This is a genomic window from Micromonospora krabiensis (assembly GCF_900091425.1).
Classification (GTDB): domain Bacteria; phylum Actinomycetota; class Actinomycetes; order Mycobacteriales; family Micromonosporaceae; genus Micromonospora; species Micromonospora krabiensis.
The window spans coordinates 3,025,483-3,041,863 of record NZ_LT598496.1; the positions used below are offsets into that span (position 1 = coordinate 3,025,483).

Annotated in this window: 12 protein-coding genes; 4 read left to right on the top strand and 8 right to left on the bottom strand. The window is 72.8% G+C overall.

Annotated elements, in window-relative coordinates:
- Positions 1-12: 12 nt before the first annotated feature.
- Positions 13-948 carry a DUF2332 domain-containing protein gene (locus GA0070620_RS13490; RefSeq protein WP_091590735.1) on the bottom strand — a complete coding sequence of 312 codons (936 nt, stop codon included), beginning with the start codon at positions 946-948 and terminating at the stop codon, positions 13-15.
- 243 nt (positions 949-1,191) lie between these two features.
- Between GA0070620_RS13490 and GA0070620_RS13495 the strand changes: the two genes are divergently transcribed.
- The gene (locus GA0070620_RS13495; protein WP_231922367.1) at positions 1,192-2,304 is read left to right on the top strand and encodes an FAD-dependent monooxygenase; all 1,113 of its coding nucleotides are present in this window, start codon (positions 1,192-1,194) and stop codon (positions 2,302-2,304) included.
- A gap of 66 nt (positions 2,305-2,370) precedes the next feature.
- On the opposite strand, the gene GA0070620_RS13500 is transcribed toward GA0070620_RS13495, so the two are convergent.
- Together GA0070620_RS13500 and nrdR are read right to left on the bottom strand one after the other, a co-directional pair.
- Positions 2,371-5,250 (bottom strand): vitamin B12-dependent ribonucleotide reductase, encoded by a 2,880-nt coding sequence (locus GA0070620_RS13500; RefSeq protein ID WP_091590737.1) that lies wholly within the window; start codon positions 5,248-5,250, stop codon positions 2,371-2,373.
- Positions 5,251-5,284: 34 nt separating this feature from the next.
- On the bottom strand, positions 5,285-5,785 hold the full coding sequence (gene nrdR / locus GA0070620_RS13505; protein WP_091590739.1) for a transcriptional regulator NrdR: 501 nt from the start codon (positions 5,783-5,785) through the stop codon (positions 5,285-5,287).
- A 595-nt stretch (positions 5,786-6,380) separates the two neighbouring features.
- Between nrdR and lexA the strand changes: the two genes are divergently transcribed.
- Entirely contained in the window at positions 6,381-7,166 is a 786-nt protein-coding gene (gene lexA / locus GA0070620_RS13510; RefSeq protein ID WP_091590741.1) for a transcriptional repressor LexA, read from the top strand.
- A gap of 78 nt (positions 7,167-7,244) precedes the next feature.
- On the opposite strand, the gene GA0070620_RS32950 is transcribed toward lexA, so the two are convergent.
- Complete coding sequence (locus GA0070620_RS32950) at positions 7,245-8,927, bottom strand: hypothetical protein (protein WP_172836429.1); 1,683 nt, start codon at positions 8,925-8,927, stop codon at positions 7,245-7,247.
- A 50-nt stretch (positions 8,928-8,977) separates the two neighbouring features.
- Positions 8,978-10,426, bottom strand: coding sequence for a GTPase HflX (gene hflX, locus GA0070620_RS13520; RefSeq protein WP_091590745.1), 1,449 nt, complete (start codon positions 10,424-10,426; stop codon positions 8,978-8,980).
- A 138-nt stretch (positions 10,427-10,564) separates the two neighbouring features.
- Here hflX and GA0070620_RS13525 point away from each other — a divergent pair, with 138 nt between their 5' ends.
- Positions 10,565-12,070, top strand: coding sequence for an NAD-dependent malic enzyme (locus GA0070620_RS13525; protein ID WP_231922368.1), 1,506 nt, complete (start codon positions 10,565-10,567; stop codon positions 12,068-12,070).
- A gap of 224 nt (positions 12,071-12,294) precedes the next feature.
- Here GA0070620_RS13525 and dapF read toward each other — a convergent pair whose 3' ends face one another.
- The 3 genes from dapF to GA0070620_RS13540 all read right to left on the bottom strand — a co-directional run bounded on the left by dapF (position 12,295) and on the right by GA0070620_RS13540 (position 14,997).
- On the bottom strand, positions 12,295-13,143 hold the full coding sequence (dapF, locus tag GA0070620_RS13530; protein ID WP_091590748.1) for a diaminopimelate epimerase: 849 nt from the start codon (positions 13,141-13,143) through the stop codon (positions 12,295-12,297).
- 97 nt (positions 13,144-13,240) lie between these two features.
- On the bottom strand, positions 13,241-14,197 hold the full coding sequence (gene miaA / locus GA0070620_RS13535) for a tRNA (adenosine(37)-N6)-dimethylallyltransferase MiaA (RefSeq protein WP_091590750.1): 957 nt from the start codon (positions 14,195-14,197) through the stop codon (positions 13,241-13,243).
- A complete protein-coding gene (locus GA0070620_RS13540) occupies positions 14,194-14,997 on the bottom strand; it encodes a class III extradiol dioxygenase subunit B-like domain-containing protein (RefSeq protein WP_091590752.1) in 804 nt (267 codons plus the stop codon). The genes miaA and GA0070620_RS13540 overlap by 4 nt, the downstream gene beginning before the upstream one ends.
- 150 nt (positions 14,998-15,147) lie before the next feature.
- Here GA0070620_RS13540 and GA0070620_RS13545 point away from each other — a divergent pair, with 150 nt between their 5' ends.
- The gene (locus GA0070620_RS13545; RefSeq protein ID WP_091590754.1) at positions 15,148-16,356 is read left to right on the top strand and encodes a DUF349 domain-containing protein; all 1,209 of its coding nucleotides are present in this window, start codon (positions 15,148-15,150) and stop codon (positions 16,354-16,356) included.
- Positions 16,357-16,381 lie beyond the last annotated feature (25 nt).

Genomic DNA, 16,381 nt, shown 5'->3' on the forward strand with positions numbered 1-16,381 from the left:
ACTCCGGAGCGGTCAGCCGAACCAGACCAGCGCCTGACCGTGCCCGCGCGTCCAGGCCAGTGGCCGCCCGTCCAGCGCCAGCACGTTGTGCAACGCGTCTCCCGGAGGCTCCGGCAGGCCGGGGTGGGCCAGCACGTCCGGGGCCTCGTTGGCGAGCCAGTGGCCGGGCAGGCCGCGGACGAGCTCGACGAACGCCTCCCGCCGTGGCGGCGGCACCTGATAGAGCACCGACGTGTGGAAGACCACCAGCGTGGCGTCGGCGGGGGCCCGCGCGGCCAGCGCCGGCAGGTCGTCCACCAGGTCACCGCGGACCAGCAGCGGCGGGTCGGCGGCGGCGACCGACGCCGCGGCGCGCAGCCGGGCCCGGCGGTGCGTGTGCTCCGGCCAGATGAGGGCGTCCAGCCAGGCGACGTCCGCCGGATCGGCCACGTCCAACGGGTTGAGGTCCAGGCCGGCCCGCCAGACGACCCGCGGCGGCGCGGCCGGCAGCGGGGCTCCGGTCGCCGCGCAGTCGAGCACCGGTGCGCCGGTGCCGATCCGCCGGTCGCCGTAGCGGTACGCGTACCGGTCGGGATAGAGGCAGAGCCCGGCGGACGCACCCACCTCCAGCAGCGCGAGCGGCTGCGGCAGCGCGGCGAGCGCCGGCAGCAGCACCGCGCAGCGCCCGGCCTCGTTGGTCTGCGTCGCCCGGACCCGCATCTGCGCCGCGACCGCCGGCCAGTGCTCCAGCGTGAACTCGCGGAACGCGGTCGGATCCTCGACCGGGCCGCCGAGCAGCCGGACCACGCCGAACAGCAGGTTCGGCTGCCGCTTGACCGGCGGCAGGGTGTCGATCAGGTCGAGCAGGTCCCGGTCGCGGGACACCGCGAGCGACAGCCGCTCGTACGCCGGCGACAGGCCGCGCGTCTCGCCGGTGGCGAACTCCCGGTACGCGGCGGCTGTCGTCATCCCCCGATGATTCCAGCGACCACCCTGGCTCGGTGGCCCCGGGGAACGTGACGGTCGGCACCCCGATCGGATCGGCGCCGGTCGCGGCGTCGGCGTGCGAGGGGCACGACGTTCGTCCACCGTTTGGGCCGACGCCACCCCACCCGCCGGTTCCCGCCCCCACCGCCACCTAGAGTGCGGCGTCGGCCGGGACCCGGATCAGCAGGTCAGCCGGCCGTTGTCGACTGCGGGGAGGAACTGGTCGTGCGGGGTGCGGGTCTGCGGGTCCTGATCGTCGGTGGTGGTGTCGCCGGGCTGGCGACGGCCGCCGCGTTGCGCGGGTGGGGCGCGACGCTGGACGTGGTCGAGCGCACCGCCGTCCCCGGTGACGCCGGCACCGGCATCTACCTGACCGGCAACGCGACGCGGATGCTGGACGTGCTGGGCGTCCGGCAGCCGGTCGCCGACGTGGCCGTGGAGATCAAGCAGCAGCGCAGCGCCAACCAGCAGGGGCGTGCGCTCTTCGACATCGACGTCGCCGGCCTGTGGGACGGGGTCGGCCCCTGCGTGTCCCTGCGCCGGGCCGACCTGCACCGGGCCCTGCTCGCCCACGTCGCGGACGTGCCGATCCGGTGGGGCCGCCAGCCGGTCACGCTCACCCAGGAGGGCGACCGGGTCGCCGTCGGGTTCGACGACGACACCACCGAGCGGTACGACCTGGTGGTCGGCGCGGACGGGGTCAACTCGACGGTGCGGCGGGTCGCCTTCGACGCTCACGCGGCCCGCACCCTCCCCCAGTACGCGTACCGCTGGCTGGCCCCCCGGCTCGACTCCGAGCCGGTCTGGTCGGTGCTGCTCGGGCGCGGCACCCAGTTCCTCACCATCCCGGTCAGCGACGAGCAGACGTACTGCTACTACAACGACGGCGCGGCGGCCGACCGGCCGGGCTGGCGCGACGAACTGCGCGCCGCGTACCCGGAACGGGTCGGCGCGCTCCTCGACGCCCTCGACGCGGACGGCGCCACCCCGCACGCCGGCTGGAACCAGGAGGTCGTCCTCCGCTCCTGGTCCCGGGGGTCGGTGCTGCTGATCGGCGACGCCGCGCACGCCACCTCGCCGAACATGGCGCAGGGCGCGGCGATGGCGTTGGAGGACGCCGTCGTGCTCGCCGAGTCGCTCACCGCTGCCGGGAGCGTCGGCGAGGCGCTGCGGGCGTACGAGACGCGCCGCCGCCCGCGCACCGACTGGGTGCTCGCCCAGACGCACCGGCGGGACAAGGCCCTCGGACTGCCCGCGGTGCTGCGCGACACGGTGATGCGGCGTCTCGGCGAGAAGATGTTCCGGTCGAACTACGGGCCGCTGTTCGCCCAGCCCTGACCGGGCGCCCGGGAACGCCGCCGCCCCGGCCTCCGTGACGGAGGCCGGGGCGGCGTGGGTCGTACGTCAGCTGCAGCCGCTGGTGGAGCCGCAGCCCTCGCAGACATAGCAGCTACCGGCGGGGCGCATCTTCGTGCCGCAGGTGAAGCAGAGCGGCGCGTCGGCGGCCTTGCCGATCACGGCCTCCAGCAGCTCGGTGCTGGAGCCGACGGACGGCGCCGGCTTGGCGGCGGCGACGTCGGCGACCTCCAGCGCGGGCTGGGCGACCGGGCCGGTCTTCGGCTCCTCCGGCTTGGTCTCGACCGGGGCGGAGGCGGCCATCGCGGCGAGGTCCGCGCCGCTCTCCGCCTCCGCCTCGGCCCGAAGCTGGGCGGCCCGCTCCTTGGCGGTGAAGATGCCCAGCTCCGCACGGCGCTCGTACGGCAGGAAGTCCAGCGCCAGCCGACGGAAGATGTAGTCCATCACCGAGGCGGCCATCCGCACGTCCGGGTCGTCGGTCATGCCGGCCGGCTCGAAGCGCATGTTGGTGAACTTGCTGACGTACGTCTCCAGCGGGACGCCGTACTGGAGACCGATGGAGATGGCCACCGAGAAGGCGTCCATCACGCCGGCGAGGGTCGAGCCCTGCTTCGACATCTTGAGGAAGACCTCGCCGAGGCCGTCGTCCGGGTAGGACGACGCGGTGAGGTAGCCCTCGGCGCCGCCGACGGAGAAGCTGACCGTCTGCGACGGGCGCTTCTTCGGCAGCCGCTTGCGCACCGGGCGGTACTCGACGACCTTCTCGACCTCGGCGGCCGGGGTCTCGGTGGCCTTGTTCGGCTTGGCCGCGGACAGCGGCTGGCCGACCTTGCAGTTGTCGCGGTAGATCGCCAGCGCCTTGAGGCCGAGCTTCCAGCCCTCGAAGTAGATCTTCTCGACGTCCTCGACGGTGGCCTGCTCCGGCATGTTGACCGTCTTGGAGATGGCGCCGGAGATGAACGGCTGGACGGCCGCCATCATCCGCACGTGGCCCATCGGGGCGATGGACCGCTCGCCCATCGCGCAGTCGAAGACCGGGTAGTGCTCCGGCTTCAGGCCGGGGGCGTCGACGACGTGGCCGTGGTCGGCGATGTGCTCGACGATCGCCTCGACCTGCTCCTCCGGGTAGCCCAGGCTGCGCAGCGCCCGCGGGACCGTCTGGTTGACGATCTGCATGGAGCCGCCGCCGACCAGCTTCTTGAACTTGACCAGCGCCAGGTCCGGCTCCACACCGGTGGTGTCGCAGTCCATCATCAGGCCGATGGTGCCGGTCGGCGCGAGGACACTGGCCTGCGAGTTCCGCCAGCCGTTCTTGTCACCGATCTTGTTGCCGAGGGTCCACTGCTTGGTGGCCTCCCGCTGGATGGCCGTGGCCACCGTGCCGGCGGGCTTGATCTCGTCGTTGGCGGCGGCGTGCTTGCGCATGACCCGCTTGTGCGGCTCGGCGTTGCGGGCGTAGCCGTCGTACGCGCCGACGATGCCGGCCAGCTCGGCCGAGCGGCGGTAGGCGGTGCCGGTCATCAGCGAGGTGATCGCCGCGGCGACCGAGCGACCCTGGTCCGAGTCGTACGGCATCCCGGACGCCATCAGCAGGGCTCCGAGGTTGGCGTAGCCGATGCCCAGCTGCCGGTAGGCCCGGGTGGTCTCGCCGATCTTCTCGGTCGGGAAGTCGGCGAAGCAGATCGAGATGTCCATCGCGGTGATGACGAACTCGACGGACTTGACGAACTTCTCCACCTCGAAGCCACCGTCGGCACGGAGGAACTTCATCAGGTTGAGCGACGCCAGGTTGCACGAGGAGTTGTCCAGGTGCAGGTACTCCGAGCACGGGTTCGACGCGGTGATCCGCCCGGTCTCCGGGCAGGTGTGCCAGTCGTTGATCGTGTCGTCGTACTGGAGGCCGGGGTCGGCGCACTCCCAGGCGGCCTGGGAGATGGTGCGGAACAGCTTCTTCGCGTTGATCGTCTCGATCACCGCGCCGTCCAGCCGGCCACGCAGGTCGAACGGGCCGTCGTTCTCGACCGCGCCCATGAACTCGTCCGAGACGCGGACCGAGTTGTTGGCGTTCTGGTACTGGACGCTGACGATGTCGGCGCCGCCGAGGTCCATGTCGAACCCGGCGTCGCGCAGCGCGCGGATCTTGTCCTCCTCGCGCGCCTTGGTGACCACGAACTCCTCGATGTCCGGGTGGTCGACGTCGAGGATGACCATCTTGGCCGCGCGGCGGGTGGCGCCGCCGGACTTGATGGTGCCGGCCGAGGCATCGGCGCCGCGCATGAAGCTCACCGGGCCGGACGCGGTGCCGCCGGAGGAGAGCAGCTCCTTGGAGGAGCGGATCCGGGAGAGGTTCACCCCGGAGCCGGAGCCGCCCTTGAAGATCAGCCCCTCCTCCTTGTACCAGTCGAGGATCGAGTCCATCGAGTCGTCGACGGCGAGGATGAAGCACGCGCTGACCTGCTGGGGCGAGGGCGTGCCCACGTTGAACCAGACCGGCGAGTTGAAGCTGAACACCTGGTGCAGCAGCATCCAGGTCAGCTCGTGGGCGAAGATCTCCGCGTCGGCGGGGCTGGCGAAGTAGCCGTACTCCTCACCGGCGGTGCGGTAGGTGGTGACCACCCGGTCGATCAGTTGCTTGAGCGACCACTCGCGCTCCGGGGTCCCCACCGCGCCCCGGAAGTACTTGGTGGTCACGATGTTGGCCGCGTTGACGCTCCACGACTCGGGGTACTCCACCCCGCGCTGCTCGAAGTTGATCGAGCCGTCGCGCCAGTTCGTCATGACGACGTCCCGGCGCTCCCAGGTGACCTCGTCGTACGGGTGGACCCCCTCCGTCGTCCAGACCCGCTCGACCTTCAGGCCCGCGCCCGCCTTGTTCCGTGAACGGCTCGTTGTCACGCCGTTGCCCCCCTCGTCTGCGCGGTCACCCACCGCGCGTCCCAATCTTTCGAAAAACTGCGAAGTATCAGCTGGTGCGACCGGCGGCCTCGACCGCGTCGGCCCCGTCGTGCTCCCGGGCGCGGGCCGCGGCCCGCAACGTCTCGATCTCGCGCTCGAAGTCGGCGAGCGAGTCGAAGGACCGGTAGACACTGGCGAACCGCAGGTAGGCGATCTCGTCCAGGTCGCGCAGCGGGCCCAGGATGGCCAGCCCCACCTCGTGGCTGGGGATCTCGGCGGCCCCCTTGGCCCGGACGGTCTCCTCGACGCGCTGCGCCAGGAGCGCGAGCGAGTCGTCATCCACCGGCCGGCCCTGGCACGCCTTGCGCACCCCACCGATGATCTTCGTCCGGCTGAACGGCTCGGTCACCCCACTGCGCTTGACGACCGCGAGGACGGCCTCCTCCACCGTGGTGAACCGCTTGCCGCACTCCGGGCACGACCGCCGACGCCGGATGAGCTGGCCGTCGTCGGCCTCCCGCGAGTCGACCACCCGGGAGTCGGCGTGCCGGCAGTACGGACACCGCATCACTGACCTCCTCGATCGACCACGGCCGTCCCGGGCACCCCCGGGCACGGCCAACCACGGCGGCGCCACCGTCCGATGGCCGCCCGCCGGCTGACGGTACAGGAGTGCGGTCGGTAGTCGGACCCAACCTATAGGCAACTTACGCCCATGTGACTACTACATCTAGGGGTCGACCGTATGCCGCCAGCGGACCGGGGTCAAGTTGGGCGGCGTGTCCGGCGCGTCACCCACCTGCCCGGTCGTCTCGCCCCGCCCGACCCGGCCGCGGTCGCTGGCCGACCCGCCGGTGAACCCAACGGGCGGACCCCGTCCGGGTTACCGCCCGGACCGCGGCGGGTCGCCCGAGCGCCCGACCACTCGAACACGCGTGCCAACCGACGTACCATTTATCAGAACAGGCGTACGACCGACCAGCTTTTCGGCGCGACACGCCGGTGAGAGGTCGTACAGATGTTTGAAAATGACCGATCCCACCTATACGGTCAGGAACAACCGGTCGCGGTGGATCATCATCCGCACCGGCAGCGCACCACCATAGCCACCGCACGCACCACGAGCCGCCAAGGCACCCCAGCGCCGACCAGGGAGGACGGACGTGACCGAGGACCGGGCCAGCCGGCCGAAGAACCCGCAGCAGATCGCCGAGGCGGGTCCACCGGCCGCTCGGCGCCGGGGCAGCGCCCGCAGCCGGACGGGCCAGCCCGCCGTGCGCGCCGTCACCCCGGTGGTCAGCACCTTCCCCGACCCGGCGTCGGTCGACCTGACCGCCCGCCAGCGGCGCATCCTGGAGTTCATCCGCACCTGGGTCGAGCGGCACGGCTACCCGCCGAGCGTCCGCGAGATCGGTGAGGCCGTGGGCCTGGTGTCGCCGTCCAGCGTCGCCTACCAGCTGAAGGAGTTGGAGAAGAAGGGCTTCCTGCGGCGCGACCCCAACCGCCCGCGCGCCGTCGACGTCCGCGCCCCGAGCGACGTGGTCGACGACGAGCTGAGCCGCGCCCAGCGCCCCACCCCGGCCTACGTGCCGATGCTGGGTCGGATCGCCGCCGGTGGCCCGATCCTCGCCGAGCAGGCCGTGGAGGACATCTTCCCGTTGCCCCGCGAGCTGGTCGGTGAGGGCGAGGTCTTCATGCTCCAGGTCAAGGGCGACTCGATGCTCGACGCGGCGATCTGCGACGGCGACTGGGTGGTGGTCCGCCAGCAGCCGACCGCTGAGTCCGGCGACATCGTCGCCGCCATGCTCGACGGCGAGGCGACGGTGAAGACCTACCGCCGCCGGGACGGGCACGTGTGGCTGATGCCGCAGAACCCGGCCTTCGACCCGATCCCCGGTGACGACGCGACCATCATGGGCCGGGTCGTCGCCGTCCTCCGCCGCATCTGACGGTGCCCGGGTGGCCGCCGGCTCCGGCGGCCACCCGGCTCACCCGACACTCGTGTCGAACTCGTCGGCAGATTGGCGTCAGTAGCGGTCGCCGCGGTGGCCGCGGCCACCCGGGTACTGGCCGTAGGGATCGCCGTCGTCCTCGCGCCGCCGACCGGCGCGCTGCCCCCGGTAGTCCGGCTCCGGCCCGCCGCGCCGCGGAGGTTCCGCCCGCCCACCGCCGTAGCCGCCACCGGCGGGCTGACCACCGCCGTAGACACCGCCGCCCGGTCGCCCACCGCCCGGCGGACGACCGCCACCGCCGGCACCTCCGCCGCCACCGGGGCGCCCGCCACCACCGCCGTAGACCCCGCCGCCGGCAGGCCGGCCACCACCGCCACCACCGGCGGGCCGGGCACCGTAGACACCGGCGCCCGGAGCCGCGGCCGGCCGGCCACCGCCGTAGACGCCACCGCCGCCCGCCGGCTCCGCGCCGCCGCGTGCCGGGCCACCGTAGACCCCGCCGCCGGCCGGCGCACCGCCGTAGACGCCCCCGCGCGGGCGGGTCCCCGCCGGCGCCTCGTCGTCCGTACGGCCGCCCGGCCGGACGTCGTCCCGGCCGTCCGCCTCGTCGTCGTCCACGGCCGGATTCCGCCGGGCCCGCAGGATGCCGAAGATGCCGGCGCCGACCAGCAGCGCGCCGACGACGCCGACCGCGGCGATCAGGTAGGTGATGTCGGTGAGGCTGAGCGAGTCGAACCAGGACGCCTTCGCCGCGGTCGGCTTGGTCGCCGTGTCGCCGGAGATCGGCGCGGCCGTCGAGGTGGACGGCGTGTACGCGAGGATGTCGATCGGGTCGTCGTCGCTGAACTGCCCGCCGTCGGAGACGGTCAGGAAGGTCTTGCCGTCCGGCGTGTAGGCGATGGCCTCGCCGAACGGGTCGCTCAACGGCGTCACCCGCGGCTTGCCGGTGGTGAGCGCCCCGACGATGTCACCGCCACTGACGTCGAACTCGAAGGCGTCGGCGTACGTCCGCAGGACCACCCGGTTGCCGTCCAGTGAGCGCGCCGCCCCGGTGATCGCCACCCGGCCGAACGTGTTGAGCGGGTTCTCGGTCTCGGTCTTGGGCAGCGAGATCTCGCCGACCTTCTCCATCGGAACCGGCTCGGTGTCGCCGTTCTTCAGCTTCGCCGTCGGGCGAAAGATCTCCGCCTTGCCCGTCGTCACCTTCGTGATGATCAGGGGCAGGTTGTCGTCACCGACCAGCAGCGCCTCGGCGTCGTGCGGCTTCTTCTCCGGGTAGGAGAGGCGGTGCAGCACCGGCTTGCTGGCGCCGGTGACCGGCATCGTCCAGACGGCCACCCGTTCCCGGCGGTCCTTGGCGGTGACGTTGTCGCCGATATCGGCGATCCACAGCGTCTTCTTGTCCGGCGACAGCGCCAGGTCCTCGGTGTCGTACGGGCCCGAGCCGCTGTAGGACACCGGAGTCTTGGAGATCTTGCACTTGGTGTCGAGGAAGAAGACCCGCTTGCGGGCGTCGCTCTCGGTGCTGTCGTTGATCACGACATAGCCGCTCGCCGTCGCCACCAGACCGGAGAGCTCACGGAGCCGCTCGTCGGTGACCGTGCAGCGCTTCTTGCCCGGAACCGGGGCGGGAGCGGAGGCGGCCGTGGCGGGACCTGAGGCGGTCGTGGCGGGAGCCGCCGCGGCGACTCCGCTGAACGCCACGGTCGCCCCCAGCAGTCCGAGGGCGACCGTGACCGAAGAAACAGCGCGGCGCATTGCGTCAGTGTCGCATGCCTCAGGTTTCGGCCGGGTGACGCCGGGACGGCTCACGCGCCCGCGGCGAACACCCGCTCCTGCGCGTACGGGGCCAACTCGGCGGCGATCGCCTCGCTCACCCGCACGTGCAGCAGCGTGCCTTCCGGCAGGTGAGCGGTGCTGAGCACCTCACCGAGCCGGTGCACCCGGGCGACCAGGTCGCCCCGGTCGTACGGCAGCACCGCCCGGCACTCCACCGCAGGCTGCGGCAGCCGCGCCTCGATCGTGGCGCGCAGGTCCTCGACGCCCCGACCCGAGTGGGCCGACACGAAGACCGCCTCCGGCCAGAGCCGCTTCAACCGCAGGAGCGTCTCCTCGTCGGTGGCGTCGATCTTGTTGACCACCAGGAGCTCGGGCAGCCGGTCGGCGCCCACCTCCGCCAGCACCTCGCGGACGGCCCGCACCTGCTCCTCCGGGTCCGGGTGCGTGCCGTCGACCACGTGCACCACCAGGTCGGCGTCGGCGACCTCCTCCAGCGTCGAGCGGAACGCCTCGACGATCTGGTGCGGCAGGTGCCGGACGAACCCGACCGTGTCGGAGAGCGTGTAGAGGCGACCGTCGGAGGCGGTGGCCCGCCGAGTCGTCGGGTCGAGGGTGGCGAACAGCGCGTCCTCCACCAGCACACCCGCACCGGTGAGCCGGTTGAGCAGGCTCGACTTGCCGGCGTTGGTGTAGCCGGCGATGGCCACTGCCGGGACCGAGTTGCGGGTACGACGCGAACGCTTCGTCTGGCGTACCGTGCTCATGCTCTTGATCTCGCGGCGCAGCCGGGCGATCCGGTGCCGGATGCGACGCCGGTCGGTCTCGAGCTTGGTCTCACCCGGACCACGCACGCCCACGCCGCCGCCGGCGCCGCCGCCGCGGCCGCTACCGCCGGTCTGCCGGGAGAGGGTCTCACCCCAACCACGCAGGCGCGGCAGCAGGTATTCGAGCTGGGCCAGCTCGACCTGCGCCTTACCTTCCTTGCTCTTGGCGTGCTGCGCGAAGATGTCGAGGATCAGCGCGGTGCGGTCGACGACCTTCACCTTGGTGCGCTGCTCCAGGTTGCGCAGCTGCGACGGGGACAGCTCACCGTCGCAGATGACCGTGTCGGCGCCGGTGGCACGCACCACACCGCTCAGGTCGTCGACCTTGCCGCGCCCGATGTAGGTCGCCGGGTCGGGTCGGCCGCGCCGCTGGATGAGGCCCTCCAGCACCTGTGAGCCGGCCGTCTCGGCGAGCGCGGCGAGCTCGGTGAGGGAGTTCTCGGCGTCGCTCTGGCTGCCCTCGGTCCAGACGCCCACGAGGACGACCCGCTCCAGCCGCAGCTGCCGGTATTCGACCTCGGTGATGTCGCTGAGCTCGGTGGAGAGGCCGGGGACCCGACGCAACGCCTGCCGCTCCGACAGCTCGAACTCGCCGGTGGTGGCCTCGAGCTCCTCATCTTCGAAGGAAACGACGACGGTGTCCTGGTCTCGCAAGCTGATCTCCTGTCCGTTCTGTCAGTTACCGAGCAATCCTGACATGTGACAACGCTCGACGCACCTGTGTTATGCCCCGGGGTACGTACCCGCCGGTAATGGGGCCGGATGCCGGTCGAGCTGGGAGGAGGGGTAGAAATGCGAGTCGAGCCGCTCAGCGCCGACGGAAGGAAACACGTGGCCATCACCCGACTGCCGAGTGCCGGATTCTCCATCACGATCCGGATCGCCGTACCGGCGGACGCCTCGTCGATCGGCCGGCTGACCACCTCCGTCGGGGAGGCCGGCGCCATCGTCACCGCGCTGGACGTGGTCGACTCCGACCCGACCCACGTGATCGTCGACCTCACCTGCGACACCGCTGACGCCAGCCACGCCGACCAGGTCGTCCAGGCGCTCAGCGCGCTCGACGGCGTGGACGTGCGCAAGGTCTCCGACCGCACCTTCCTGCTGCACCTCGGCGGCAAGATCGAGGTCACCCCGAAGGTGGCGCTGCGCACCCGCGACGAGCTGTCCCGGGCGTACACCCCGGGGGTGGCCCGGGTCTGCATGGCGATCGCCGAGAACCCGGCCGACGCCCGCCGCCTCACCATCAAGCGCAACACGGTCGCCGTGGTCAGCGACGGCTCCGCCGTGCTGGGCCTGGGCAACCTCGGCCCGGCCGCGTCGCTGCCCGTCATGGAGGGCAAGGCCGCGCTGTTCAAGCGCTTCGGCGGGGTGGACGCCTGGCCGGTCGTCCTCGACACCCAGGACACCGACGAGATCGTCTCGATCGTCAAGGCCATCGCGCCCGCGTACGGCGGGATCAACCTGGAGGACATCGCCGCGCCGCGCTGCTTCGAGATCGAGGCCCGGTTGCGGGAGGCGCTGGACATCCCGGTCTTCCACGACGACCAGCACGGCACCGCGATCTGCGTGCTCGCCGCGCTCACCAACGCGCTGCGCGTCGTGGGCAAGCAGCTCGCGGACGTCCGGGTCGTCGTCTCCGGCGCCGGCGCCGCCGGCACCGCGATCATGAAGCTGCTGCTGCGCCAGGGTGTGGGCGACATCATCGCGTACGACCGCCAGGGCGCGCTGCACCGCGGCCTCACCGGGCTCAACCCGGCCTGGCAGTGGCTGGCCGAGAACACCAACAAGGAGAACTACGCGGGCGACCTGCCCGGGGCGATCGTGGACGCGGACGTCTTCATCGGCGTGAGCGCGCCGAACCTGCTCACCGGTGACGACATCGCCATGATGGCCAAGGACGCGATCGTGTTCGCGCTGGCCAACCCCGACCCGGAGGTCGACCCGCGCGAGGCGCGCAAGCACGCCGCGGTGGTCGCCACCGGCCGCTCCGACCAGCCCAACCAGATCAACAACGTGCTCGCCTTCCCCGGCGTGTTCCGCGGCATGCTCGACGCCCACGCCGAGGAGTTCACCGAGGAGATGGCGATCGCGGCCGCGCGGGCCATCGCCGACGTGGTCGGCGAAGACAAGATCAACCCGACGGTGATCGTGCCCAGCGTCTTCGACTCGCGGGTCGCCCCCGCGGTCGCCGCCGCCGTACGCGCCGCCGCGACGAACCCGTCCCCGGTACCGGCCGCCGACCCCGGCCCCGCCGACCTGCCGGAGATCGCCGCGAAGGACGCCGCCACCCCGTAACCCGGGCCCCCCTACCCCCGCCCCGCCCCGGCCCTGACCCGGCCCTGGCCCCGCCCTGACCCGGCCCCGGCCTGACCCGTGATCAAGAGGTTCGCGTCACGGCACGGCCGAAATCTGACGCAAACCTCTTGATCAACAGGGGTCAGGTCAGGTCGGCGGCCGGCGCCTGCTGCGGCCGCAGCGCTTCCGGCAGCGTAGTCAAACGCCGCCAGCGCGGGGCAGGGTCAGGGGGTGGTGAGGGTGTTCGGGGTGAGGGTGCCGGTGGCTACGAGGACGGCGGGGCCGGCGAGCCAGCAGGTGTCGTCGGTCACCGTGACCGTGAGGCGGCCACCGGGGACGTCCACCGCCACCACACCCGTGTCCCGGGCGGCGTCGCGCAGCGCCACGGCGGCGACCGCGCAGGCCCCGGTGCCGCAGGAGAGCGTCTCGGCGGAGCCCCGCTCGTAGACGCGCATCAGCACGTGGCCGTCGGTGCCCTCGACGGGGGCACCGGGGGCGGTGAACTCGACGTTCACCCCGGCCGGGAAGAGCACCGGGTCGAACTGGGGCGCCCGGGTGAGGTCCAGCTCCGGCAGATCCAGCCCGGCGGGTAGCGGGCAGACCAGGTGGGGGTTGCCCACGTCCACCGCGGTGCCGGCGAGCGTCAGGCCGTCCAGGTGGGTGGTGGAGGCGTCGTACAGCCGGGGGCGGCGCATCTCGACGGCGACGACCTCCCCGTCGACCCGCGCGCGCACGACGCCGGCCCGGGTGGCCACCGGAAGCGCCGCGTCGGTGGCCGTGGCGAGCCCGGTGTCGAGCAGGTAGCGGACGAACACCCGGGCACCGTTGCCGCACATCTCGGCGTACGACCCGTCGGCGTTCCAGTAGTCCATGAACCACTCGGTCTCGCCGGCCAGGGCGGCGCCCTCGGGGTGCTTGGCGGACCGGACCACCCGCAGGACGCCGTCCGCGCCGATGCCCCGGCGCCGGTCGCAGATCGCCGCGACCAGGCCGGGCGTCAGGTCGAGCGCCCCGTCCGGGTCGGGCAGGATCACGAAGTCGTTGCCGGTGCCGTGTCCCTTGGTGAACTCCACCCCTCCATCATTCCGCAGCCGCCGGGGCCGGGAGCGGGGCGCCCTGGACCGGGCCACCCGGTCCGGAACCCGGCAGGCCCGACCCGGGCCAGACCGGTCAGGGGTGTGCTGGTCCGGACGTGGCCGCCGGGGTCAGGCGCAGGGCGGCCTCGACCAGGTCGGGTGCCGCCGAGTCGAGCCAGTGGACGCGCGGGTCGCGGCGGAACCAGGAGCGCTGCCGGCGGACGAAGCGTCGGGTGGCGCGGATCGTCTCCTCGTACGCCTCGGTCTCGGTCAGCTCACCGGCGAGGTGGCGCAGCACCTGCTGGTAGCCGAGCGCACGGCTGGCCGTACGCCCGTCCGGCAGGCCGCGTCCGACCAGTTCCCGGGTCTCGGCGACGAGCCCGTCGGCCCACATCCGGTCGACCCGCCGGGCGATGCGCTCGTCCAGCAGGGCGGTGTCCAGGTCGACGCCGATCTGCACCGACGGGTAGTACGGCGTGGGTTCGGGCAGCGAGGCCGTGAACGGTGCCCCGGTCAGCTCGATCACTTCGAGGGCACGGACGATCCGCCGACCGTTGCCGGGGAGGATCCCGGCGGCGGCGGTGGGGTCGGCGGCGCGCAGGCGCGCGTACAGGGGGGCGGGGCCGCCCTCGGCGAGTTCCCGTTCCAGGCGCTCCCGCACCGCCGGGTCGGTGCCCGGGAACTCGAACTGCTCCAGCACGGCCCGCACGTACAGCCCGGAGCCGCCGACCAGCAGCGGCACCCGCCCGCGGCCCAGGATGTCGTCGATGGCCGCGCGGGCCAGCCGCTGGTATTCGGCGACGCTGGCCGGCTCGGTGACCTCCCAGATGTCGAGCAGGTGGTGCGGCACGCCGTCCCGTTCGGCCGGGGTGAGTTTCGCGGTGCCGATGTCCAGACCCCGGTAGAGCTGCATCGAGTCGGCGTTGACGACCTCCCCGTCGAGGGCGTGGGCGAGGGCGATGCTCAGCGCGGACTTGCCGGCGGCGGTCGGCCCGACGACCGCGACCACGGTCCCGACGGGCGGGCGGCTGCCCCCGGTCGCGCCGGTCATGCCGGCTCCCAGGTGGCGACAAGGTAAGCGACCCCGTAGGGGGCGGTGTGGTGGCGCAGCTCGCCCCGCCAGTCGCCGCCCGTCGCGCGGGCGGCGGCGGCCAGCACCTGCCAGGGGGCCCGCCCGGCGGCCTTCAGCTCCGTCGAGAGGACCGGGTCGAGGGCGAGCAGGGCGTCGGCGTCCGCGGTGGCGAGGGCCGTGGCGACCCCTTCGTCGTACGGTTCGGCGCGCGGGTCGGCGTAGCCCGGGGACTTCTCCCCCCGGCACGCCGACCCGTCGCCCAGCACCAGCAGCGCGACCCGTGGACGGTGGTCCCGGACCTGGTCGGCGAGGGTGCGCAGGGTCTCCGGGTCGCTGTCGGCGGTCACCTGGACCGCGGCGACCGGCACCCGAGTCCGGTGCCGGGCCAGCAGCCAGGCGCCGATGGTGAGGCTCAGCGGCAGCACCGCGCCGCCGTGGGGCGCCGTCGGGTCGGGCGGCGCCGCGGCATGGTCGGGCACCGTCGGGTCGAGCGGCACCGCGAGGTCGACTCCCCAGGGTTGCAGCGTCCCGGTGGCCGGCGGGGTTATCCAGCCGGTGGTCGGTCCGTCGCCGACGAGGACCACGGCGTCCGGCGCGGCGGCGAACAGCCCGGCGACCGCGGCGTCGCAGGCGGCCCGGAGGTCGTCGAGTTCGGGTGCGGCGGCACCGGCCACCTCGGGTACGAGCAGGGGCGGGTGTGGGCAGACGGCGGCGGCGACCAGTGGCACCCGCTCACCGTATCGGGACCGCCCGGTGCGTCTGTGCGCCGATACGGTCATCCGGGCGGTAGGACACCGTATGGTCACGGTCGGCGATAGGCGCTCGACGGGGACCGGGTCGGACCTGTGACAATGCCGGGAGAAACTTGGCTGCGCCGTGGCGGCGATCGGAGACTGCTCCTCCGACGCCGGGAGAACGAGGATGGGCACATGAGCGACTGGACTGCCTTCGGACGGGTGGACGCGGACGGCACCGTGTACGTGAAGACCGCCGAGGGCGAGCGGGTGGTCGGATCCTGGCAGGCAGGAGCGCCGGAGGAGGGGTTGGCGCACTTCGCGCGCCGCTTCGCCGATCTGGTGACCGAGGTGGACCTGACCGAGGCGCGGCTCAACTCGGGTGCGGCGGACGCCGGCCACTCGCTGAGCACGATCCGCCGGATCCGGGCTTCGCTCGCCGAGGCGCACGTGGTCGGGGACATCGACGGGCTGGCCACGCGGCTGGACCGCCTCGCGGGTGTCGCGGAGGAGAAGGCCGGCGAGGCGCGGGCGGCGCGGGACGCCGCCCGGGGCGAGGCGTTGGCTCGCAAGACCGCCCTGGTCGAGGAGGCCGAGAAGCTGGCCGCCGAGTCGACCGGCTGGAAGACGGCCGGTGACCGGCTCAAGGAGATCCTCGACGAGTGGAAGACCATCCGCGGCGTCGACAAGAAGGCCGACGGGGAGCTGTGGAAGCGGTTCGCCGCCGCCCGGGACGGCTTCACCCGTCGGCGGGGCGCCCACTTCGCCTCCCTCGACGCGCAGCGCAAGCAGGCGCAGTCGGTCAAGGAGGAGCTGGTCACCGAGGCCGAGAAGCTCAAGGACTCCACCGACTGGGCGGCCACCGCCAACCAGCTCAAGGAGCTGATGACGCAGTGGAAGGCCGCGCCGCGTGCCTCGAAGGAGGCCGAGCAGCGGCTCTGGGAACGGTTCCGGGCCGCGCAGGACGACTTCTTCACCCGGCGCAGTGAGGTCTTCTCGGCGCGCGACAACGAGCAGCGCGCCAACCTGGAGCGCAAGCAGGCCCTGCTGGCCGAGGCCGAGGCGTTGGACGTCGACGGCGACCCCAAGGGCGCCCAGGCGAAGCTGCGCGACATCCAGGCGCAGTGGCACGAGGCCGGTCGGGTGCCGCGGGAGGCGGCCGCCGGTCTGGAGCGGCGGCTGCGCGCGGTCGACGACAAGGTCCGCGAGGTGATGGACTCGGCGTGGCGCCGGACCACCAAGGAGGACAACCCGCTGCTGGCCCAGATGCGGGCGCAGGTGGCCGAGGCCGAGGAGCGGCTGTCCCGGGCCCAGGCCGCGGGCGACGCCCGCCGGATCCGCGAGGCCGAGCAGGCCCTGGCCTCGAAGCGGCAGTTCCTCCAGCTCGCCGAGCAGTCCAGCTGACCTGTTCGACGCCGGAGCCCCGGTC